Source organism: Nonlabens sp. (genome assembly GCF_965657255.1).
Lineage (GTDB): Bacteria > Bacteroidota > Bacteroidia > Flavobacteriales > Flavobacteriaceae > Nonlabens.
In genome coordinates, this window is record NZ_CBFHNM010000009.1 from 17,336 (window position 1) to 41,153 (window position 23,818).

Annotated in this window: 19 protein-coding genes and 1 tRNA gene; 9 read left to right on the forward strand and 11 right to left on the reverse strand. The window is 34.6% G+C overall.

What is annotated here, in order from left to right; all coding sequences use genetic code 11:
* Window positions 1-25: 25 nt before the first annotated feature.
* The 3 genes from ACTF54_RS10685 to ACTF54_RS10695 are packed head-to-tail and all read right to left on the reverse strand — an operon-like array spanning window position 26 to window position 2,378.
* A complete protein-coding gene (locus ACTF54_RS10685; protein ID WP_438969364.1) occupies window positions 26-940 on the reverse strand; it encodes a penicillin-binding transpeptidase domain-containing protein in 915 nt (304 codons plus the stop codon).
* Window positions 941-957: 17 nt separating this feature from the next.
* Complete coding sequence (locus tag ACTF54_RS10690) at window positions 958-1,431, reverse strand: hypothetical protein (protein ID WP_438969324.1); 474 nt, start codon at window positions 1,429-1,431, stop codon at window positions 958-960.
* 2 nt (window positions 1,432-1,433) lie between these two features.
* Window positions 1,434-2,378: a transglycosylase domain-containing protein gene (locus ACTF54_RS10695; RefSeq protein ID WP_438969325.1), complete on the reverse strand. Its 945-nt coding sequence runs from the start codon at window positions 2,376-2,378 to the stop codon at window positions 1,434-1,436.
* A 214-nt stretch (window positions 2,379-2,592) separates the two neighbouring features.
* Here ACTF54_RS10695 and ACTF54_RS10700 point away from each other — a divergent pair, with 214 nt between their 5' ends.
* From ACTF54_RS10700 to ACTF54_RS10715, 4 genes are all read left to right on the forward strand, one after another.
* The gene (locus ACTF54_RS10700) at window positions 2,593-2,997 is read left to right on the forward strand and encodes a hypothetical protein (RefSeq protein WP_438969326.1); all 405 of its coding nucleotides are present in this window, start codon (window positions 2,593-2,595) and stop codon (window positions 2,995-2,997) included.
* Window positions 2,998-3,073: 76 nt separating this feature from the next.
* Entirely contained in the window at window positions 3,074-7,432 is a 4,359-nt protein-coding gene (locus ACTF54_RS10705) for a CusA/CzcA family heavy metal efflux RND transporter (protein ID WP_438969327.1), read from the forward strand.
* Window positions 7,433-7,442: 10 nt separating this feature from the next.
* A complete protein-coding gene (locus ACTF54_RS10710) occupies window positions 7,443-8,603 on the forward strand; it encodes an efflux RND transporter periplasmic adaptor subunit (RefSeq protein WP_347196732.1) in 1,161 nt (386 codons plus the stop codon).
* Between the two features lie 110 nt (window positions 8,604-8,713).
* Window positions 8,714-9,712 (forward strand): metal-dependent hydrolase, encoded by a 999-nt coding sequence (locus ACTF54_RS10715; RefSeq protein WP_438969328.1) that lies wholly within the window; start codon window positions 8,714-8,716, stop codon window positions 9,710-9,712.
* Window positions 9,713-9,793: 81 nt separating this feature from the next.
* Here ACTF54_RS10715 and ACTF54_RS10720 read toward each other — a convergent pair.
* From ACTF54_RS10720 to ACTF54_RS10730, 3 genes are all read right to left on the reverse strand, one after another.
* Window positions 9,794-9,869 (reverse strand) — tRNA-His (locus ACTF54_RS10720).
* 118 nt (window positions 9,870-9,987) lie between these two features.
* The gene (gene bshB1 / locus ACTF54_RS10725; protein WP_347196734.1) at window positions 9,988-10,704 is read right to left on the reverse strand and encodes a bacillithiol biosynthesis deacetylase BshB1; all 717 of its coding nucleotides are present in this window, start codon (window positions 10,702-10,704) and stop codon (window positions 9,988-9,990) included.
* A gap of 156 nt (window positions 10,705-10,860) precedes the next feature.
* Window positions 10,861-12,015 (reverse strand): trans-sulfuration enzyme family protein, encoded by a 1,155-nt coding sequence (locus ACTF54_RS10730; protein ID WP_438969329.1) that lies wholly within the window; start codon window positions 12,013-12,015, stop codon window positions 10,861-10,863.
* A gap of 126 nt (window positions 12,016-12,141) precedes the next feature.
* Here ACTF54_RS10730 and hutI point away from each other — a divergent pair, with 126 nt between their 5' ends.
* The 3 genes from hutI (at window position 12,142) to ACTF54_RS10745 (ending at window position 15,563) form a co-directional block, all read left to right on the forward strand.
* On the forward strand, window positions 12,142-13,392 hold the full coding sequence (hutI, locus tag ACTF54_RS10735) for an imidazolonepropionase (RefSeq protein ID WP_347196736.1): 1,251 nt from the start codon (window positions 12,142-12,144) through the stop codon (window positions 13,390-13,392).
* 6 nt (window positions 13,393-13,398) lie between these two features.
* Window positions 13,399-14,418, forward strand: a complete 1,020-nt coding sequence (locus tag ACTF54_RS10740) for a formimidoylglutamase (protein ID WP_347202001.1) — start codon at window positions 13,399-13,401, stop codon at window positions 14,416-14,418.
* Between the two features lie 347 nt (window positions 14,419-14,765).
* Window positions 14,766-15,563: an MBL fold metallo-hydrolase gene (locus ACTF54_RS10745; RefSeq protein ID WP_347196738.1), complete on the forward strand. Its 798-nt coding sequence runs from the start codon at window positions 14,766-14,768 to the stop codon at window positions 15,561-15,563.
* Between the two features lie 114 nt (window positions 15,564-15,677).
* On the opposite strand, the gene ACTF54_RS10750 is transcribed toward ACTF54_RS10745, so the two are convergent.
* The 5 genes from ACTF54_RS10750 to trmD all read right to left on the reverse strand — a co-directional run bounded on the left by ACTF54_RS10750 (window position 15,678) and on the right by trmD (window position 20,403).
* On the reverse strand, window positions 15,678-16,082 hold the full coding sequence (locus ACTF54_RS10750) for a DUF2306 domain-containing protein (protein ID WP_347196739.1): 405 nt from the start codon (window positions 16,080-16,082) through the stop codon (window positions 15,678-15,680).
* A 178-nt stretch (window positions 16,083-16,260) separates the two neighbouring features.
* On the reverse strand, window positions 16,261-18,480 hold the full coding sequence (locus ACTF54_RS10755) for an NADP-dependent isocitrate dehydrogenase (RefSeq protein WP_438969330.1): 2,220 nt from the start codon (window positions 18,478-18,480) through the stop codon (window positions 16,261-16,263).
* Between the two features lie 347 nt (window positions 18,481-18,827).
* Window positions 18,828-19,181 (reverse strand): 50S ribosomal protein L19, encoded by a 354-nt coding sequence (gene rplS, locus ACTF54_RS10760; protein ID WP_347196741.1) that lies wholly within the window; start codon window positions 19,179-19,181, stop codon window positions 18,828-18,830.
* Window positions 19,182-19,312: 131 nt separating this feature from the next.
* On the reverse strand, window positions 19,313-19,675 hold the full coding sequence (locus ACTF54_RS10765; RefSeq protein WP_347196742.1) for a T9SS type A sorting domain-containing protein: 363 nt from the start codon (window positions 19,673-19,675) through the stop codon (window positions 19,313-19,315).
* A gap of 47 nt (window positions 19,676-19,722) precedes the next feature.
* Window positions 19,723-20,403 (reverse strand): tRNA (guanosine(37)-N1)-methyltransferase TrmD, encoded by a 681-nt coding sequence (gene trmD, locus ACTF54_RS10770; protein ID WP_347196743.1) that lies wholly within the window; start codon window positions 20,401-20,403, stop codon window positions 19,723-19,725.
* 178 nt (window positions 20,404-20,581) lie between these two features.
* Between trmD and ACTF54_RS10775 the strand changes: the two genes are divergently transcribed.
* Together ACTF54_RS10775 and ACTF54_RS10780 are read left to right on the forward strand one after the other, a co-directional pair.
* Window positions 20,582-20,941: a BlaI/MecI/CopY family transcriptional regulator gene (locus ACTF54_RS10775; protein WP_438969331.1), complete on the forward strand. Its 360-nt coding sequence runs from the start codon at window positions 20,582-20,584 to the stop codon at window positions 20,939-20,941.
* A gap of 1 nt (window position 20,942) precedes the next feature.
* Window positions 20,943-23,816 (forward strand): M56 family metallopeptidase, encoded by a 2,874-nt coding sequence (locus ACTF54_RS10780; RefSeq protein WP_438969332.1) that lies wholly within the window; start codon window positions 20,943-20,945, stop codon window positions 23,814-23,816.
* Window positions 23,817-23,818 lie beyond the last annotated feature (2 nt).

The following is a 23,818-nucleotide window of genomic DNA, read 5'->3' on the forward strand; positions in this document are numbered from 1 at the left end:
TTATAAATCAGGATAATTTAATATGCTATTCCTTAAGTAAAGACTCAAGTGGTTTTAGACCAGAAATAGTATCTATAACAATACTATCTAATTGTACTGTAGGATTTGCGAGTATAGAATCTCTAATTCGTAAACTTTCTAGATACGTCGTATCATTTTTATAAAAGTTAGTAGATTCTACAGAAGTGCTTTCACTGAAACCTGGAGAAGGGAAGTAAGGTCTCTCATATTCAAAATCTGTCAGTAAAGGTTTCTTCCAACTGCTTAGACTTTTAAATATAGACGCTACCATGGGCATTGCAGTATTTGCACCACTACCCATCGAGGTACTTTCAAAATGAACACGTTTATCGCGAGCACCAACCCAAGAACCAATAACTATCTCTGGCGATGCAGCAATAAACCAACCATCGCTATTATTTTGAGTGGTTCCTGTTTTGCCGATGATATTAAAAGGAATAGCATAATTACTAAATCCAGCACCAGTTCCATCGATTAAAACTTTCCCCATCATTTGTTGAAGGTTTTTGATGCTTTGAGAACTAGCCACACAACCTTCATACTTAGGTTTTGCTTGATACAAAATAGTACCGTTTTGATCCGTTATTTTTTGAATCATATATGGCTTTATCGAGTTGCCGCCATTGGATATACTCGCATAAGCAGTCATCATTTCTATAAGGCTAATATTTGCAGTTCCTAAAGCAATAGAAGGAACCTCTGGAATGTCAGAGACAATTCCCATTTTCTTTGCCTTTTTAATGGTATTAGAAACTCCTACTTGCAATTGCAAACTAGCAGCAACTGTGTTTACACTATTAGCTAGCGCTCCATGTAAACTGTAACTACCGCCATATTTGCTGTTACTATTTTTGGGCTGCCAGTTTTCATACTTGCTATATGTACGTAAAGAGTTATCATAAAAATCACAAGGATCTATACTTTGATCTAAAGCGGTTAAATATAAGTAATAGGCTTAAAAATAGAACCTACTTGATTCTTTACTTTTATATTATCTATTTGAGAAAAACCATAATCTATACCACCCAAATATCCTAAAATAGCAGCATTACGGCTGTTCATAGCAAGAATACCTGTGTGTAATCGCACCATAGAACTTATGATACTATCTTCAACAGATTGATTACGGGACTCAAAACCTCTTCCTATTTCCCAATATTTTCCAGCTTTTGTTTTTTGAAGATATTGTTTGATTTCTTCTTCTGACTTTCCATTTGAAACCATGTTTTTTACCACCGGTTGAATAGTCATCAGTTTTTCAATAAACACCTCTTTTCCGCCTTCGGTAGTTTTGATAGTCCAGTGTTTATCCATTAATTTTTGAAGTCTTATCATCTGGCGCTCCATAGACTTATCTGCATATTTTTGAATGTTCGGTTGTAGAGTAGTATAAATTTTTAATCCGTCCATTTCTAGATCATAAATTTATCCATCAGGTCCTGGATTTGAATTTGCCCAAGTTTTAATTCTTCTTTAATATAATTTTTATAATAACCAGAAAATGAAGAATTTTTTTGTGCCGGACTATATTTTAATACAATTTCGGTTTTTGCAGCATCAGCTTCTTCTTGGGTAATAGCATTATTTTTTACCATTTGTTGTAAAACTACGTTCCTGCGATTAGTAGAATTATTAGGGTTTCTACGCGGATTGTAATATGTAGGTGCTTTTAAAACACCTACTAATGTTGCACATTCTGATAGGTTTAATTTTGAAGGCGTTTTACTAAAAAACCGCTGAGAGGCTTTCTCAATTCCGTAGAGATTTTCACCAAAGGAAACCGTGTTGAAATAGAGCAATAACAACTCTTCCTTTGTATAAATACTTTCTAATCGCTTTGCGATAATTAGTTCTCTCATTTTATTGATAGGCGTACTCAATAACCACATTTCTTTCCTGCCAAAAATATTCTTTGCAATTTGTTGGGTGATCGTACTGCCGCCACCTTTTCCCTGTTGCATCAGTATAGATTTCACAAAAACACATCCATAACTTCTATAATCAATACCAGAATGCTCATAAAACCGCACATTTTCTGTGGCAACTAACGCTTGTATCAGATATGGATTTAATTCTAACGAATCAATATTACTTCGATTTTGTAGATAGAAATATGCTATTGGCTTGCTATCACTTCCATAAACAGTAGACGTGACTGGATTTTCTAATTTTGTCAGCTCTTCTTTATTAGGTACATGATCGAATAGCCCTGCATAAGTTCCTAAGAAAAGCAATCCTACAAATACAAACCCAGTAAGAATTAAAAAGCCCATAGACTTAAAAGGATGCTTGATCAAATACCTGAAAAAACGCTTTACTTTCATTACTCTATTTTGTTGTACAAGGTTGGCTTTCATTTAAAATTTTAAAATCAATATAGAATACGAATTTAGTTTGTTTCCAACTAATTAAATCATGTCATAATTGTAGTATCACTTCTTGAAACTTAGTAAATAGGTTTAAGGATTTTGTCTGTTTCGCTTTCGCGAAAGCGTTAAATTCAAAGAAACCATACTAAGTTATGTAACTTTAGACACCAAACTATCGCAATTTATTTAATACTTTTACCATATGAGTAATTTGTTTTCCATATCATTATCTCTTTTTATCCTACTACAAAGTTTTGGGATAAGTGTTGCTGATGTAGCTCAAATGGATGAATTTATAGAGCATGCACAATATCATAGTGAACAATATGGTGACAACGTGTTTGTTTTTATTTCAAAACATTATGGTGAATTAAAAGCAGACCATGATAAAGAACATCAGGAAGAAAAGGAAGACCATGAAGAGTTGCCATTCAATCACAATAACTGTTCTCATATAGCCTCTGTAACTGTATTTGTTTTACATACACAAAAACAAGATTACCATATTCCAGAATTATTAGAATTGAGAAAAGACCATTTCTTTTATCAAGAACCTTCGTCATCCATTCATTCAGAAGGACCATTCCAGCCTCCACGTTTTTCATAAAATAACCGTATTTAATTTTTAGCTGCCTTTTGCTTTTGTAAAATGGTAGGCATCACACGTTTATTATTAATGAAAAATGCTATCATATATTATCAATTTCAGCATAAAGAATAAGTTTCTTGTTCTTTTGTTTACAAGCTCTATCATAGGGTTTGGTTTATATTCTTTATCTCAAATCTCTATAGGTGCCGTTCCTGATGTAACAAATAATCAGGTACAGGTAATCACGACGTCAACTAATCTTTCTACACAGGATATGGAGCAATTCATTACCTATCCAGTAGAATTAGAAATGGCAAATTTACCAGGCGTTCAAGAGATACGTTCTGTTTCAAAATTTGGCTTGTCTGTGGTAACTATCGTTTTTGATGATGATATGGGAACCTATTTACCTCGTCAGCTCATTGCAGAGAAAATCAAATCTGCATCAGAGAAAATTCCTGAAGGTTTTGGTACCCCAGAAATGGGGCCGATTACCACAGGACTAGGAGAGATTTATCAATACATCCTAGACGTAAAACCAGAGTTTAAAGACCAGTATACACCACAGGATTTAAGAACTATACAAGATTGGGTAGTACGACGACAGCTTTCAGGAATTCCTGGTGTTGTTGAGGTAAATACTTGGGGCGGATTTTTAAAACAGTATGAGGTTGCTATTGATACTGAGAAATTAAATGCGATGGATATCACCGCGCAAGATGTTTTTACCGCTCTAGAAAGGAACAATAGTATTTCTGGTGGTAGTTATATTGAAAAGGTAAACCAGGCCTTTTTTATACGTGGTGAAGGACTTATTTCATCTCTTGAGGACATCGGTAATATCGTGGTCAAGAATGAAGATAATTTCCCTATTTATATAAAGAATGTTGCAGCGGTAAGTTACGGCAATGCACCGCGTTTTGGCGCCATAACAGGAAATGGCGAAGGCGAAAAAGTGCTGGGCCAGGTAATGATGCTTAAAGATGCCAATTCTAAAAAGGTCATTGAAGCAGTAAAAGAACGTGTAGCACTTATTTCAAAATCATTGCCAGAAGGCGTTTATATCAATGCTTTTTTAGACCGCAGTGACCTAATTGCAAAAACGACTTTTACCGTTTCAGAAAATCTCATTTTAGGATGTTTGATCGTTGTTTTTATTGTAGTTCTATTGCTAGGTAGCTGGCGTTCAGGACTCGTGGTAGCATCAGTTATTCCGTTGTGTTTATTATTTGCTTTATCGTTGATGTACATTTTTGGAGTGGACGCAAACTTGATGAGTCTTGGTGCGATTGACTTTGGGATCATTATCGATGGAGCTGTAATAATTGTAGAGTTCATTGCTTTTCAAATGACAAAAAACAAGGATGAGATCAACACTGTTTATAATAATGAGAATACCGCTTTCGCGAAAGCGGAACAACAGAAAATAAAAGACACCATTACATTCAATGGTGCATCAAAAATGATGAATTCGGCGATTTTTGGTCAGATCATTATTCTAATTGTATTCATTCCTATTTTATCTTTATCTGGTGTAGAAGGGAAAATGTTTAAACCTATGGCTTTGACATTTAGTTTTGCACTAGTAGGAGCGATGCTGTTGTGCTTTACTTATGTTCCTGTAGCTGCATCTTTATTTTTAAAACCATCTACAGCGACAGATAAAAATATATCGGTACGCCTAGTAAAATGGCTCAACAAATTATATGAACCAGTCATAGATTGGGCCTTGCGCAGCAAACGATTCGTACTTGCTGTGGCAACTCTTTTGCTAGCAGGTTCTATTTACTTATTTGCTACCATGGGTGCCGAGTTTGTACCGACATTAGATGAAGGTGATTTTGTAATTCAACCAGTTTTAAAAACAGGAACGTCCCTTAGCAATACTGTAGCAATCACTACCGAAATTGAGAAAATACTTCTTAAAGAGTTTCCAGAAGTCAACCAAGTAGTTACCAGAATAGGTGCTGCAGAAGTCCCGACAGATCCTATGTCGATGGAAGAAAGTGATGTTATAATTGTTTTGAAGCCTAAAAGTGAATGGACCTCAGCATCTTCAAAAGATGAGCTTGCAGATAAATTTAAAGAAGCACTGGCCATAATCCCAGGAATGGAAGTAGAATTCACACAACCTATTGAGATGCGATTCAATGAATTGATCACAGGTGTGCGAGCAGATATCGCCATTAAAATTTTCGGTGATGATCTTGATATTCTTGCCCAAAAAGGAAATGAGATAGGAGAACTCATTGAAAATGTTCCCGGAGCTGCAGATATATCTGTAGAAAAGATTGCCGGGCTTCCAGAAATGAATGTCAATTTTGATAGAACAAAAATCGCTCGTTACGGACTTAATATCCAAGATGTCAATGATATGATCGCCATGGGTTTTGCTGGTCGTTATGCAGGTAGTGTTTTTGAAGGTGAAAAACGATTTGATCTAGTATTGCGATTAGCAAAACAAAAACGCAATGATATCGATGATCTCAAAAATCTATTTATTGATTTGCCAGATGGTGGTAAAGTACCATTAAGAGAACTAGCTGATATTACGTATCAAAAAGGAGCGGCCAAAATATCTCGTGACGACACACGACGTAGGATAGTAGTAGGAATTAATGTGCGTAATCGCGATTTACAATCGGTTGTGGATGAAGTTCAAAGCTTGATTAAGGAGAATGTGAAATTACCAATAGGTTACAACATTACTTATGGTGGGCAGTTTGAAAACCTAGAAAGCGCGAAGGAACGATTATTGGTAGCTGTTCCTATCGCGTTGATATTGATTTTTGTGATGCTGTATTTTGCATTTAAATCGGTTAAAGAAGCGTTGATGATTTACTCAGCCATTCCTCTAGCAGCTTTTGGTGGCGTGTTGTTATTATGGTTTAGAGATTTGCCTTTTAGTATTTCTGCTGGAGTTGGTTTTATTGCTCTTTTTGGAATTGCTGTTTTGAATGGTATTGTACTGATAGAGCATTTTAAAGAATTACAAAAAGAAGGAAATTTTAATAACATCATAGACCTTATCAAACAAGGAACACAAGATCGATTGCGTGCAGTATTGTTAACTGCACTTGCAGCAGCTTTAGGATTCTTGCCTATGGCTATTTCTACCAATGCAGGAGCAGAGGTACAACGACCACTCGCGACCGTTGTCATAGGAGGATTAATCACGGCTACCATTTTAACCTTAGTGGTACTACCAGTTTTGTATGCTTATTTCAATACACCTAAAAAAGAAAAAGTGATGTCAAATAAAAAGAATTTGGGTGCTTTAGGTATTTTAATTCTATTAGGAATAATACAAGCACAGGCACAACAACCTATGAATTTAGAAACGTTGATTCCGTTAGCATTAGAAAATAATTCAGGAATTAAAGCTCAAGAACTGCAAGTAGATCAATCCAGTGAGTTAGTGAATAGTGCCTACAACTTTGATAAAACTGAAATCTATTATCACTTTGATGAAAATAATTTGGCTCTTGTAAATGATGAACCTATTCGTGTTTTTGGGATCCAGCAAGACTTTAAATTCCCTACGGTTTATGGCTCTCAGAAAAGATTAAATAAAGCAAACCTCGCATTAGTAACTAGTGCTAGTAGTATTTACAAAAAAGGAGTGGAGCGTAAAGTGACACATGCTTATTATAAATATCAAATCGCTAGAGAAGAACAAACGGTCTTAAAAACGTTGGATAGTTTGTATTCAAATTTTGCTCGCATCGCTGCTAGAAAGTTTGAACTAGGCGAGACTAATTATCTGGAGAAGATTACAGCTGCTTCTAAACAAAAACAAATCAGTATTAAATACCAAGAAGCACAGCAGCATGTAGCTTTAACTTATAATGAGCTAGAAAATATAGTTCAGTCTTCTGATAGTTTGATTTTAGAAAAAGAATCGAATCTGAAAATACCAATGAATAGGATAGAAGTCTCGTCAACAGTAGAGTTAGATTATTACCGTAATAGAGTAGCCATGCAAGAAGCCCAACAGAATCTCGAAAAGAAACAGCTTTTGCCAGATATAAGTTTAAATTATTTTCAAGGAACTAATTCTGGTGTGAGTGGTAGTTTGTATGGTGTTCAAGTTGGTTTAAAAGTCCCACTTTTATTTAGTGGTCAATCTGCTAGAATTAAAGCAGCTGGAATTGCTCAAGAAGCAGTTACAGAAGAATATAATGAATACGAAGTCCAACTAAACGCAAAGTTTAAAGCTCTTACTATAGAGCGCAATCAAATTAATAAAGCACTTTCTTATTATGAAGAAGAAGGTGCTGCCTTGTCAGACGAGATTTTAAAAACTGCTAATGGTAGTTTTAGAAATGGAGAAATTGACTTTTACCAATACATCCAGAGTTTAGAAGGTGCTTATGAGATCAAATTAGATTATTTAAAACAACTCCATCAATACAATAATACCGTCATAGCTATTAACTACTTGACTTTATAAATACAATTATATGCAACGTATCATCAATATTATCGCAGTAACGAGTTTACTTTTAACACTTATAAGTTGTGGCAATCAAGCCACCGAACAAGAAGCATCTCAAGCAATTGATGATGATCATGAAGAAGAATTCATTTTTGTTTCTAACGCTCAATTTGAGAGTAGCAAAATGACATTGGGAAGTATGGAAGAAAAACCGTTTCCTATTACTGTAAAAACAACGGGAATGATAGACGTTCCTCCAGAAAATAGGGCTGTGGTAAATGCAACAATGGGCGGTTACATCAAAACTACTCCATTGCTCATAGGTGATGAAGTGAGTAAAGGTCAAGTACTGGTAACGATTGAGAATCCGCAATTTGTTCAAGTTCAACAAGAATATATGGAAGTAAAAGAGCAGCTCAACTATTTACAAGTAGAATTTGAGAGACATGAAACCATGCGCAAAGAAAATATCACCTCTCAAAAAAGCTTTTTACAAGCTCAAAGCAACTATAAAAAAGCCCAAGCCAGTTACAATGGACTGCGTAAACAATTACAATTGTTGAATATTTCTCCTGCTAATGTTGAGGCAGGAAACATTACTTCCATAGTCTCTATTTATGCTCCTATTTCAGGAAGTATTACTAAAGTAAATGTCACGATGGGAACCTACGTATCGCCCGCAACTCCTATTTTAGAAATTATTGACAACGACCATCTTCATTTAGAATTATCGATTTTTGAAAAGGATATTCTCAAATTAAAAAAAGGGCAGCCTATTCTTTTTAAAATTCCAGAATCCTCTCAAGAAACCTATCATGCAGATGTACATTTAATAGGTACTTCTATAGAATCTAATCGCACTATTAAAGTTCATGGTCACCTAGAAAATGAAGAACAAGTAAACTTTCTAACAGGTATGTTTGTAGATGCTGATATTGTTGTGGAGTCCGCTTTCGCGAAAGCGTTACCAGAAACAGCTATTGCAAAAATAGAAGAAGATAGCTTTGTCTTATTACTACATGAGAAAACAGATGAAGGCTACTATTTTGAACAGATTGAAGTAGATACAGGAGATATTTTTAAGAAATTTATCCCCATTGTAGGAGATGAGCTGGATAGAAAGGCGTTATTCCTAACAAAAGGAGCTTTTAACTTAATAGGAGAATCTGGTGGACATGATCATTAACTATGGGAATTTACGAAAGACATTATGTCAATCTTAGTGGTTGGTTATGTGCTAAGTTTCTGAGTCTAAATTGAAAGGGTTTTTTCAATACGAAGTATTAATTTCACAAAATGGATTCATTAACACAAATCGTATTGGGAGCAGCAGTTGGAGAGGCTGTTTTGGGGAGAAAAGTTGGTAATAAGGCGATGTTATATGGTGCTATAGCTGGTACTTTTCCAGATCTAGATGTTTTAGCATCTAACTTTACAAATACAGTTACTGCACTAGCTATCCATCGTGGCTTTACGCATTCTATAGTTTTCTCAGTCCTATTTGCGCCCATTTTCGGCTGGGTCGTTTCTAGATATGAGAAATATAAAGATTTCAAGGGTTGGTCGTGGTTGTTCTTTTGGGCATTTGTAACGCACCCTATTTTAGATTCTTATACGACATGGGGCACACAGTTGTTTTGGCCAATTGATTTAAGGCTAGCTTTTAAAACGATATTTGTTATTGATCCGTTATACACGTTGCCATTCATAGTTTTCTTGATACTTGCGATGATACAAAAAAGAACGGAGAAGAAAAGAGCTTTTTATAATAAAATGGGATTGATAGTAAGTTCTTCTTATCTAGTAATTACCTGCTTTTTAAAATGGGCAGCATATTCTCAATTTGAAAGTGCTTTAGCAAATCAAAATATAGAATACCGTCAAATTGATACCAGACCAGCCGCTTTAAATACCATTTTATGGAACGCAAATGTAGAGGTGGAAGACGCTTATCTACTGGCAGATTATTCTTTTTTTGATACACAACCCATCACTTTTGAAACCTATCCTAAAAACCACAAATTGTTAGGCGATCTCATTAACAATAAGAAAGTACAACGCATGATTATCAATTCAGAAAACTGGTTTACTATAACAAAAAAGAAAAACCAACTCTATTTTAACGACCTCAGGTTTGGTCTATTAAGTACTGTACCACAATCACAAGATTTTGTATTTCAATATTTGATTGAAGTAGATGAATCTGGAACAGTCACTTTTACTGAAACTAAAAAGAATACGAGAGATGCAAAAAAGCTTATGTCAGACTTATGGGAACGAATAAAGGGCTATTAAAAAAGGTCAGTTTCCATATGTTTTCTCAGTTTTGTAGATAACTAAAAATAAAAAAAGTCCTAGATTTCTCTAGGACTTTTAGGGTGGAAGACGGGATTCGAACCCGCGACTTCCGGCACCACAAACCAGCGCTCTAACCAACTGAGCTACAACCACCATATCAATGTGAGTTTTTTGAAGTGGATCTCAAGAATTCAACCACTCGCGTAAAGCGGTTGCAAATTTAATACAATTCTTAAAACTGGAAATAGAAAAAGTGTTTTTTTTCAATTTATTTATATTAAGTCAAAAAGGCTGTTGACCGCAGGATGTCTTTCGGTTGTAAAGCCTTCAGCATGATCTGTTCCTATAATTCTACCCATATTTGCGCTACGGTATTTAATCGATTCTAAGAAGTTTTTAGAATTTATAGGAGTTTTAGGGCCTTTGTCATCGGGATTGTAAAATTGTGTTCCATAAGCTTGAACTGCGGCCATTTTCCCATCAATAAATCCAGATATATCGACAACAAAATCAGGCTCTAAGTCCAACCACTGAATGTAGTGATAAACATGTTTAGGTCTCCAGTGTTCTTGTTTTTTACCATCTAGAAAGGTTTCAATACGTTTTAGTCCAGAAAGAAAACAGCTTACACTAGCTAATTCAGATCCTTTTGCATGATCTGGATGTCTATCTTTTATGGCATTACAAAGAACTATCTCAGGTTGATACTTTCTAATTATCTTAATAATTTCTAGCTGATGTTCTTCATCATTAGTGAAAAATCCATCTTTAAAAGCTAGATTTTCTCGAGCTGAAAGTTTAAGGATTTTTGCAGCATCAGCTGCTTCTTGGTCTCTAATTTCGGCACTACCTCTTGAACCTAACTCACCTCTTGTTAAATCTAATACTCCTGTTTTTTTTCCTGCGGCCTGTTCTTTCAATAAAACTCCAGCGCAACTTAATTCTATATCGTCTGGATGTGCCCCTATGGCTAGTATATCTAATTTCATGTTTTTAGTTTTGTGTAAGAATTGAAAGTTGTTATTTGCTTATTTCAAATTATTCGGTTTACATAGGCAACTTTCAACCTTTCCGGCTACAACTGGCTATCGCTCGTATTAGCCACCTTTCCTTTTTTAAGGAAGGTTTGTTTTTGTAGCGTATTATTAATTTTTTTTGCTTTTTTTCATTGCATTTTTAAGATCTGCAATGAGTATGCTTGCTTCTTCAATTCCTACGGAAAATCTTAAAAGGCGGTCAGAAATACCTTGTTCTTTTCTTTCTTCTGGCGTTAACAAACTATGTGAAGTTGTTGTAGGTGCAAGAATAGTACTTTCTACTCCAGCAAGACTTAGTGCTGGAAATATGACTTCTAGTTCTTCTAAGAATTTTGTTTGATCTATATCTTGTGTCAATTCAAATGACATCATCCCGCCGTAAGCTTTCATTTGTTTTTTGGCAAGTTGATATTGTGGATGTGATTTCAAACCAGGATAGTTCACCCTTTTAATGTCTGTATGATTTTCTAAGAATTTTGCTATTTTCTTAGCTGTTTTAGATTGTCTTTTCACTCTTAATCCTAATGTTTTTATGCTGCGTTCTAACAAATAAACTGTCTGATCGCTCAGGCTACCACCATAATTTTTTGCCGTTTTCCATAACTGATCCATGTGTTCATGGCTACAACTTACGGTACCAGCACAAATATCACTGTGGCCACCCAAATATTTGGTCGCGCTGTGAATGATAATATCGATACCAAAATCTGCAGGATTCTGGTTAATAGGAGAGGCAAAAGTATTGTCGATGACACTTGTTAAGGAGTTTGCTTTCGCGAAAGCGGAAACCAAAGACATATCTGTAACTTCTAATAATGGATTACTAGGCGTTTCCATGTAGACCATTTTAGTACTGGATTTCAAGGCAGCTTGCAAACTTTCTTCATTTACATGTTCGATCATCGTGAACTCAATACCTAACTTTTCAAACTCTGCCGTAACAAAATGCGAAGTACCTCCGTAAATGGCTCGTTGTAAAATGATGTGATCTCCCGTTTTAAGGAATGCCAGAAAAACAGCGCTTATTGCTGCCATACCACTACCGAAAATCATTCCAGCCTCTGTGTGTTCTATAGCTGCCATTTTTTTACCTAGCGCTACCTGGTTAGGTGTGTTGAAATAACGCGGATATAAATTTGTTCCTTCACCGCGGTAATCATAAGCGGTTGAGGTATAAATAGGGGCAGTTGCGCCACCGTAGATAGTGTCTTTTAATTGTCCTGCATGAACGCAAAGGTAATTGGGATACTGTTTTTCTTTCATGGTTTCGAAATTACTAAGATAGTTGTAGGTAAAGGTAAATTAAATGTGAAATGTGAGGCATGTAGAAAGTAATAATTGATGGTATAAAGTTCCTTTTATTGTTTAGGAGTTATTTATCTTCACGTCATGAGCACACTTTTTACAAATATCAAGGAATTAATTCAAGTACGTAAACATACTAAAATGCCATTGCGAGGTAAACAAATGGATGAGTTACCTTCTATTGAAAATGCTTATTTGTGGATAGAAGATGGACTGATCAAAGATTATGGAGGTATGGATGAATTTCATCCACATCCTGCCGAAGAAGTTTATGATTGTACTGGAAAAACTATTACTCCAGGTTATGTGGACAGTCATACACATTTAATTTTTGCAGCGACTCGCGAGAAAGAGTTTGAGGATAGAATTCATGGTTTAACTTACGAAGAAATAGCAGCTCGCGGTGGTGGTATTTTGAATAGTGCGGCCGCTTTAGAAAAAATGACAGAAGATCAACTTTTTGAACAAGCACGATTACGTCTGGATAAAATTGTAGCGCAAGGAACCACAGCCGTAGAAATTAAAAGCGGTTATGGTTTAAGTGTTGAAAGCGAATTAAAAATATTAAGAGTTGCATCTCGCTTGCGCGAAAGCGGAACAACTACCAACCATATCATACCAATTAAAATAACTTTTCTGGGAGCACATGCATTTCCTAAGAAATATAAGAACGATCGTGAAGCATATATCAAGCTGATTATTCACAAGATGTTACCTAAAATAGCGGAAGAAAAACTAGCCGATTATATTGATGTTTTTTGTGAGACTAATTATTTTACCGTAGAAGAAATGTTGCGCATTGTAGAAGCTGGAAGTGCTTATGGATTAAAAGCAAAAGTTCATGTGAATCAGTTCACTTCTTTGGGCGCTATCGATGCTGCTGTAAAAGCAGGATCAGTAAGTGTCGATCATCTAGAAGTGATGGAAACAGCTGATTTTACAGCGCTATCCGGTTCAAAAACCATTGCCACTGCTTTACCTAGTTGTTCCTTTTTTTTAGGTTTAGATTATGCGCCAGTAAATAAAATGATTGATCAAGATATTGCGGTTGCATTAGCGAGTGATTATAATCCAGGAAGTACACCATCAGGGAATTTGAATTTTGTATTCTCTCTAGCTTGTATCAAAATGAAGCTGACACCACAACGTGCTTTTAATGCGTTAACGGTTAATGCAGCACATGCTTTAGAAATGCAAGATGAATTAGGTAGTATTACTAAAGGAAAGAAGGCTAATCTTTTGATCTTTAATAATATTGATAGTATTGCAGCAGTGCCATATAATTTTGGTCAGGTTGTGATTGATCAAGTGGTTGTTGATGGAGTATTTATTTAAGGAATTATGAGCAAACACTTTACACTTTTTACAGATACGGATCGAGAAGGTTTTATTTCTAAACGTTATGATTTAAATGATGTAGATGCTTTTGAATCAGAAAATGACGCTATTTCTTTTTCTCAATCCATAGAAATTTGCGAGGATGTGGAAGGACTTTCTAGTGTGAAAGCAAAATATATTTTAATCGGTATTCCAGAAGATGTAGGAGTGCGTGCAAACATGGGACGAGTAGGAGCGAGTGAAGCCTGGGAAGTTTTTTTGAAATCTTTTTTAGGAATGCAGCAAACTTCTTTAAATGATGCAAGCCGATTTTGTGTTTTAGGAAATGTGTTTACAGAAGACATCATGCAGCAAGCAGAGCGTTTAAATTCTTCTGTTCATAAAGAAAGAAAACAGCTTAGTGATCTTGTTTCTTTGTTAGATCAGCGAGTGAGTGAAATTGCTACTAAAATTATGGAAGCTGGAAAATTACCAATAGTTATAGGTGGTGGACATAATAACAGTTATCCTCTTTTAAGATCTTGTGGATATTCTGAGCCGATTGATTGTATAAATATCGATGCACATACAGATTTAAGAGCTTCAAAAGGAAGACATAGTGGTAATGGTTTTAATCATGCAATTCATGATGGTTATTTAAAGTCTTATTATATACTAGGTATTCAAGAAAATTACTTGAGCCAACCAATGCTGGATCTAATAGATTCAAATTTAAATATCAATTATAGTCCCCATGGATCCATTAATGGTCTTGCAGATAGTGCTGCTCAAGTAGCGCTTCAACATATAGATTCTACAAGTTTTTCTTTAGAATTAGACATGGACGTAGTTGCAAATTTTCCATCTAGTGCGCAATCTCCCGTAGGGTACACATTTCAAGAAGTAAGAAGTCTTATGAGAGAGATTATAAAACAAGCGTCTTCTTTTCCTAAATACATTCATATATGTGAAGCAGCACCTAAATATGGTTATGAAAATGAAGTAGGTAAAGCGCTAGCAGCTCTAGTAAACGACCTTCCTTAATATGTTTAATGTATACTCTTTTTCAAATAATTGGCAATTGATGTTTCTACCAGTTTTCCTAATTGTTTTCTGGTTGCTATTTGTTTTGAAGAATCTTTCTAATTTCAGAAAAGAGTTTCAAAACATGGATCGGAAAGAGCGGTCGTCAGAGTTGGGTCAGTTACAAATCAATGACTTGAGGAAAAAGTATTTGTTGAGGTCTTTATTTGGTTTTATTGCTTGTGTGATCCTTTATTTTGTGATGTACTTCATTTATTCTTAAAAATACTTGTGTTGATTTTAATTTTAATTTGGCTAAAAACAGTTGAGGTGTCTATAACTTTGAATCAACCTTAAAAATTAATCAAATGAAAAAATTGTGGATTGCATTAATGGCCGTTTCAATAATGGCTATATCGTGCAAAGAAAATAAAGAAGAAGTTGTTGAAGAAGATACAGCAGTTTCAGAAGCACCAGCTGAAAAGACAATAGCAGCAATGAATGATATTGAAATAATGCCTATTTCACATGCTACTTTTGTAATGAACTGGGATGGACAGATCATTTATGTGGATCCCGTAGGTGGATCAGCTTCTTTTGAAGGTATGCCAGATGCTGAGGTAATCTTAGTAACCGATATCCATGGTGATCACATGAGTGAGGAAACACTTATGTCTATTAAAAACGACAAGAACTTTTTATTTACACCTAAAGCTGTTGCAGATAAACTTTCTGATGGTTTGAAACCATTAGTTGTTGTCAATAACGGAGAAACTACAACAAGAAATGAGTTGAAAATCACTGCAATTCCTATGTATAATCTAACAGAAGGGAGATTAGATAAACATGTGAAAGGAAGAGGTAATGGTTATATTCTTGAGAAAAACGGTTATCGTGTTTATATTTCTGGTGATACAGAAGGTATTCCAGAAATGAGGTCTTTAGAAAATATTGACAAAGCATTTGTTTGTATGAATTTACCATACACGATGGATATTAATCAAGCAGCAAGCGCTGTTTTAGAATTTGCTCCTAAGGAAGTTATTCCTTACCACTACAGAGGTTCAGAAGGTTTTCAAAATGTAGATAAATTTAAGTCCATTGTAAATGAAGGCAATGAATCTATTGAAGTAACATTAATGGAATGGTATCCTTCAAAAGGGTAGTACCACATTTAACATCAAAAAAAGGGAATTACTTTATAAAGTGATTCCTTTTTTTTTATGTTTTTTTTATGAGAAGTTCCGCTTTCGCGAAAGCGAGATATATATCATTGAATTCTATCCAAAGAATACTTCATACATAAACCTGCCAGGAACGAAAGTAAATCCACCGGCGATGATTAACGCGCCTATGTATACCAAGATCATTTTGATCTTATGCTTTTTTATCTGACCTTTTCTTACTGCAATATATGCGGTGGGAACAGACCACAAAGTCAAAATACTAAATAGATGAATCCATCCAAAATGTCCTAAAAGCTGTGGTCCAACCATTGCTGGCATGAAGAGTGAAACGATAGCAGTGATAACCATAGAAATCATGTAATATTTTCCCAAGGATCTGTGCCATTTTGTTCCTTTACTGAAGAGCAATAAATAAGCGCCTACAAAAACACATGGGATCACAGTAATTAGATGCGTGTACATTAAAGATAGATATAAAGTAGAATAATGTTCTGACATGATGGTTGGTTGTTTTTATAAAGATAGGTAACCCAAAAGCCATAAATTCATACTATTATACTGAGTTGTCAATAATTAATGATGAATTGCATTATTAAACTGTATCCAATAAAAAAACCTCAAGCAAGGCTTGAGGTTTTTACTGATATCAATTAATTTGAATTTTTAGCTCTATTAATTAATCTATAATTGCATTTAATGTAGTACTTGGTCTCATTGCAGCAATTTCTTTATCTGCATCTGGCATATAATAACCGCCTATATCCATTGATTTTCCTTGAGCTTCAATAAGCTCGTTAGTAATTTTCTCTTCATTTTCTACCAACTTGTTTGCAATAGAAGAAAAATGAGCAGCCAGTTCTTCATCAGCCTCTTGATCTGCTAGTTCTTGAGCCCAGTAGGTAGCAAGATAATATTGAGAACCTCTATTATCTAATTCGTTTACTTTACGAGATGGCGATTTCCTATTAGTTAAAAACTTCTCAGTGGCTCTATCTAAAGCATCTGCAATAATTTGTGCTTTGTCATTCTTATAAGCTATAGCAAGATGTTCTAAAGAAACGGCAAGAGCAAGAAATTCTCCTAAAGAATCCCAACGCAGGTGATTTTCTTTCTCAAATTGTTGCACGTGCTTAGGAGCACTACCACCAGCACCAGTTTCAAATAAACCACCACCATTCATTAATGGAACAATAGAAAGCATTTTTGCACTGGTTCCTACTTCTAGAATAGGGAATAAGTCGGTATTATAATCTCTTAATACATTCCCTGTTACGGATATAGTGTCTTGTCCATCTTTCATTCTTCTCAAAGTACGTTCAGTAGCTTTGATAGGAGAAGCGATAGTAATGTCTAGTCCGTCTGTATCGTGATCTTTAAGATAAAGATTTACTTTTTTAATGATTTCTGCATCGTGCGCTCTGTTTTCATCTAACCAAAAGATTGCAGGATCATTAGTAGCTCTAGCTCTGGAAACAGCCAGCTTTACCCAATCTTGAATAGGAGCATCTTTAGTTTGACAAGCTCTCCATATATCACCAGCTTCTACTGTATGTTCCAAATAAACGGTACCATCTTCATCTACTACTTGTACTTTACCACCATAACCTATTTCAAAGGTTTTATCATGAGAACCGTATTCTTCTGCTTTCTGTGCCATAAGACCTACGTTAGGAACTGTTCCCATTGTTGTTGGATCAAAAGCGCCATTCTTTTTACAGAACTCTATTGTCGCATCATAAATACCTGCGTAGGAACTATCTGGAATAACTGCTTTTGTATCTTGTGATTTTCCTTCACTATTCCACATTTGTCCAGAATTTCTGATCATTGCTGGCATAGAAGCATCGATAATCACGTCACTAGGGACGTGTAAGTTGGTAATACCATGATCACTATTTACCATGGCAAGAGAAGGTCTTGTTTTATAAACCTCTCTTAAGGCATCTTTAATTTCTTCTCTTTCTAATTCTGGTAAATCATGAAGCTTACTTAATAAATCTCCTAATCCATTATTTACATCTACACCTAACTTATTAAAGGTAGAAGAATATTTTTCAAATAAGGGTTTAAAGAAAGCTTCTACAGCATGACCAAAAATGATTGGGTCAGAAACCTTCATCATAGTTGCTTTCATGTGTAACGAGAAAAGCACATCTTTTTCTAGAGCATCGTCAATTTGATCTTCTAAAAATTCAATTAATGCTGTTTTACTCATGTAAGTAGCATCAAGAATTTCTCCTTTTTGTAGAGCAAGTCCAGACTTTAAAACATGAGTACGATCTGCTTTATCAATTAACTGTATGTTAACTTTAGTGTCTTTTGTTGTAGTAAAGCTTTTTTCATTATGTGCAAAATCTCCAGCACTCATTGTAGATACATGTGATTTTGAATCCTTACTCCATGCTCCCATTGAATGTGGATTGTTCTTTGCGTATTGCTTTACTGGTTTCGGTGCACGACGGTCAGAATTACCTTCACGCAATACAGGATTTACTGCACTACCTTTTATTTTATCGTAACGTTTTTTTGCTTCCTTTTCTTCATCTGTTTCAGGATCTTCAGGGTAGTTAGGGATGTCATAACCTTTTGCCTGTAATTCGGTTATAGCCTCTACTAATTGTGGTACCGATGCAGATATATTAGGAAGTTTGATCACATTTGCCTCAGGTTTTTTTACTAATTCACCTAATTGAGAAAGAGCATCTACTTGTTTCTGATCTTCTTTTAATCTTTCAGGAAAAACAGCAAGTATTCTACTGGCAAGAGAAATATTACTTGTCTCAATATCAATTCCTGCAGGAGCGATAAACTTTTTAATAATAGGTAGAAATGACGCTGTTGCAAGTGCAGGCGCTTCATCTGTTTTAGTATAAATGATCTTAGGCTGATCTGACATATTGTATGGGGTTATGAATTTAATTTTATTTTAAACTATCACTTTAGAATAAAAATGATAGCACACAAAGATAAGGTTTCAATAAGGTTTTTAAAACTCATTTAGCTTATGGTTAGTATTACTACTTGATTTATAAACTTCTCATTTACTGGTGTCATTTTTTAGGAACCTAAATAAAATAACTCGATGAAATTATGAATTAAACAAAAATTAGTAATCATTTTATTTTTTTATAAAAATTTCGCTTTCGCAAAAGCGAAATAATCTTCTAATATCTAAACGATTTAATTTAAGGACATAAAAAAAGCTGCCCTTTTAGGCAGCTTTTAAAATATATTGAAGAAAGATTACTTTCTGCGCGCTTCTTTGATACGTGCTTTCTTTCCTGTAAGTTCTCTGAAATAGAAAATACGCTTTCTACGTACAGCACCTTGCTTGTTCACCTCGATTTTTTGAATAGCAGGTAAATTGATAGGGAAGATACGCTCTACACCAATGTTACCAGACATTTTTCTGATAGTAAAAGTCTTTGTTAAACCAGTACCTCTTAATTGTAGAACAACACCACGGAAGAACTGTGTACGGCTTTTTTCACCTTCTTTAATCTCATAAAATACAGTGATTGTATCTCCTGCAGAGAATTTAGGGAAGTCTTTTTTTTCTATGAATTCGTCTTGTACGAACTTTACTAATTGTTCCATCTTAAATAGGAATTAATATGTTTAAGTAATGATCAACGTGCACGATTATCGTCAGAGGTTAATTTTTACGAGCTGCAAAAGTACAAACTTGTATTTAATTGACAAATAAAAAAGTGAATTATTAAAATCGATTATCTAATGATCAATTTTTTGACAAAGCTAGAAGAATTAGTGCTTACTCTTAGGAAGTAGATACCAGCACTTAATTTAGAAATGTCAAAAGTTTGAACATTACTATTAATATTGCGCTTTGTTTGATACACTTGTTTGCCTAATGAATTAATGATCGTTAAATTAAGATCACTACTTTGAGAAGCGGTAAGTGTTAATTTTAAGTACCCATCCTTCACTGGATTTGTTAGAATGGTAAGTTTTTCTTTGTCCTTTTTCACAAGGCTTTGTTCCACACTATTATTCCCATCAAATTGAGCAAAGCTCGTATGGAAGGACAGTGTAAAAACACCCAATAAGATATAAAGTAAAATTCTTTTCATAATAATATTGTGTTGTAAAGTTAAAACTTTTTAACCAATTATGTTTGTTAATCTCCTTTTAAAAGGTCAGGTCGTCTTTCTTTGGTTCTTTCATAAGCCTTTTCTTCTCTCCAAGCTTCAATTTTTTTGAGATGACCACTCAGTAAAATCTCTGGTACTTTGTGTCCTTTATAATCGGCTGGACGCGTATAAACCGGTGGAGCAAGCAAGCCATCTTGAAAACTATCGGTTAATGCACTAGTCTCATCACTAATCACGCCAGGAATTAATCTAATCACAGCATCGCATAAAACTGCTGCTCCTAATTCACCACCAGAAAGCACATAGTCACCTATGGAAATCTCTTTAGTAATATATAGATCTCGCACACGTTGATCGATTCCTTTGTAATGACCACAAATGATCATTATATTTTCTTTCAGGGATAAATGATTAGCAATTCCTTGACTTAAAGTTTCTCCGTCTGGCGTCATATAAATGACTTCGTCATAATCGCGATCTGCTTTTAGTTCGTGAATCATCTTGTCTAGAGGTTCAATCATCATCACCATTCCTGCGCCACCACCATATTGATAATCGTCTACTTGATTGTATTTATTCATACCATATTTTCTCAAATTATGCATGTGAACTTCTACAATTCCTTTTTCTATACTACGTTTTAAGATAGAAGCTTCAAAAGGGCTTTGAATTAATTCTGGTAATAAGGTGATGATATCTATGCGCACGTTACTGATTTTAATGCAAAGTTACGCGAAAACTAGGTTGTTGATAGCCAAATTAAGGATCAATAACAATAATTAACTATACAAATAGTTTATTAACTATACAAATAGTTTGATAACTATAATAATAGTTATATGTTTGTGAACCGATAATGAAGAATCACTACTAGAAATATTTGTAATGGAAAAACTAACACAAAAAGAAGAAGAAGTCATGCAAGCACTTTGGAATCTAGAAAAAGCCTTTGTAAAAGAAATCGTTCCAGAATTAGCAGGAACTAATCATTACAATACCGTTTCTACCATCGTACGCAAGCTAGAGGAGAAAGGTTATGTGGCTTATGAAGCCTTTGGTAAAACACATCGATATTATCCTATCATAGAAAAAGATGCTTATCGCAATAGGTTTGTTAACAACGCGATGACCAGTTACTTCAATGATTCTTATAAAAATATGGTTTCCTTTTTTGCCAAAGAAGAGAAAATAAGCGCCACAGAATTGCGTGAGATATTAGACATGATAGAATCTAAAGAAAAATAAGATGGAAGCAATCATAGACTACCTTTTAAAAAGCGCTGGAGTACTAAGTATTTTTTTACTCGTATATCATTTTCTATTGCGCCGCCTGACCTTTTTTAATGCAAATCGCTGGTTTTTACTAGCCGGTATTGTAGCAAGTATTTTGTTTCCATTAATCGAAATTACACAAACCGTTTATGTAGAACAACCAGAAGAGGTTCTTTACATGCCACAACAACTAGCCACGCCTATGGCTATGGTTTTAGAACAGCCGCCAGTAGAGGCAATACCTTTTAATTATGGAGTGCTCGCCATCTATTTATACCTAGCGATTACTTTATTCTTTCTGGGTAAAATGACGGTAGAATTAAGCTCACTGCGCAGTTTGATACGTTCTGGAACTAAGAAAAGAGAAGGGAAATTTGTTTTTGTTTCGCTTTCGCGAAAGCTGACACCTTTCAGTTTCTTTAACTATATATGTTACTCTGATAACGATTTACAATCACCAGAACTAGATTTGATTATCGATCATGAAAAAGTCCATGCAAAAGAATGGCATTCGATTGATTTATTAGTATCGCATGTGTTTAGGGCGGTATTTTGGATCAACCCTTTAGTGTGGTTGTTAAAAAGACAAATAGGAGAGAATTTAGAGTTTATTGCCGACACTAAAGCAAAAATTCAAAACAAATCTGGCATCAGTTACGAGCGCACATTGCTCAGTACCGCAGCCAGTCATATGCAACCAGCACTGGCAAATAATTTTTTCACACCATTTATTAAAAAACGAATTCTTATGTTACAAAAAGAAGCATCTGCCCGATGGAATGCCTATAAATATGCCTTGATTTTACCAGTAATTGTGTTGTTTCTATACAGTTTTAATGTGGTGGAAGAGATAGAGTATGTGGAAAAAAATGAAGCTTCAAAAGAAGAGAAAACTTCAAGTGTTGAGAAACCTAATGACGGATTGATTTTCGACATAAGAGCTTCTACAACCAAAGAGCAATTGACTAAATATGCCAGCCAGATCAACGAATATGCAAATTATCAAGTCCGTTTTAGCGATGATGAACGCAATCAAAAAGGACATCTTACCAAGTTAAGTATTTCAACTAAATTTCCTAATAAAAAATGGAATAAGAATTTGGTAATTAATCAAAATCCAATAAACTTATTACTATTAATAGCTCAAAAAGAAATTTTGAACATTAGCAATGATGACTCAAAAGAATTCTTCTTACTCACTGATGAAGGTACCGAAATAAAAAAGAATACTCCAGTGCTTTATGGGAATAATAATATTCCAAAAATTAACAATAATCCATCAATAATAAAACCTATTTCAGACCATACCATTTCATTTAAAATAGATGCCACTTCTACAAAAGAAGATTTAATTGCAATGAAGAAATTTTTTGAAGAAGAATATGATATAAAATTTGACTATAGTAAGTTGAGGTTTAAAAACGATAAAATAGTTAGACTTAAATTAAGTTTAGATGATAAAAAGGGCTACAAAGCTTCTAAAACAGATTCAGATACTGACGGTATTGACCCCATTTGTGTAACCGCTGTTGTAAAAGGAAATGTTGCTAAATGGGACTTAGGAAATTGTAAAGAAAATGCAACTAATTCTTATAGCTTTTCAACTAGTAGTAGGTTTACTCCAAATGGATCTATTGTGAAAAATAAAGATACTAGTATGTCAACTGTTAATGGTCAGTTTAAAGCATATCGAATGGATTCACTAGTTAATAAAATGCAATTTCATTTGACTCAAATGGACTTGAGCCAATTGGATAGCTTGTCAAATGATTTACAAATTCAGATGAGCAAGCAAAATTGGGATTCCATTCAAGCAGATATGCAAATAAAGTTTAAGGAAATGCAATCACAGTTAATTAATATGGATTCCATTACTTATGAACTTAAAAATATCAAATTTACAGATTCCGTAACTGAGCAACTATTCAAAAATGGTTTTTCAAATATTCCAACAACTTCAGCCCAAATAAGAAGAGGCGTAGTAACAAGTAAAGACCAACCTTTAATCATTATCAATGGTAAAGAATCCACACAGGAAGCCATGTACACCTTAAATGCCCAGGACATAAAAAGTCTTACTGTTCTTAAGGATAATGAGTCAACCAGTTTGTATGGCAAAAAAGGAAAAAATGGAGTGATGGTCATTACTACAAAACCTAAAGTAACTTATGAAGTGACAAGCACAAGTTATGAAGATCATCCTAATAAACCAGAAGGTGCTGGTTATGCCTATATAAACGGTCAAGTTCATTATTATCTTGCCAAAGGAAATAATACGGAAATTTATAACCGTTGGGGAATTAAGATATTTACCATCAAGGGAATAATGAATGGAAAAATTGATCTCTATGATTCCATTATTTTAGAGAATAAAGAGTTGAACGTACAAGTGCATAATTCGTTAATTACACTATCTGATGACGATGGTAATTATTATAATGGTAAAGGAGAAGTCATTGAAGAACCGATTATAATGAGAGAAACTCCTAAAGAAGTTTTAAATGCTTTAAAGAGGCCAACAGCATATACCTATGAAGTAGGAGTTGTAGAAGGTTCTGTAAAAGGAGATTACTCACAAACAGCTCCATATAACGTCCATGTCGGTAATGACTACCGATTACAAAATATGTCCAAAGAAGGTTTTACAGAATTTGCAAAAACGTTAGAAGACGCAGGACATACTTTTAAATTAAAAACACACCGAATGAAAGATGATCGATTGGTAAAATTAAAATATGAAATCAATGGATCACAACATACTTATGAAAATAATAAAGGTATTAAAGAATTGAGTCTCTCTTTTGTGACAAAAGACGCGACACCTATTATTACCACTATTCCTTATTAAAG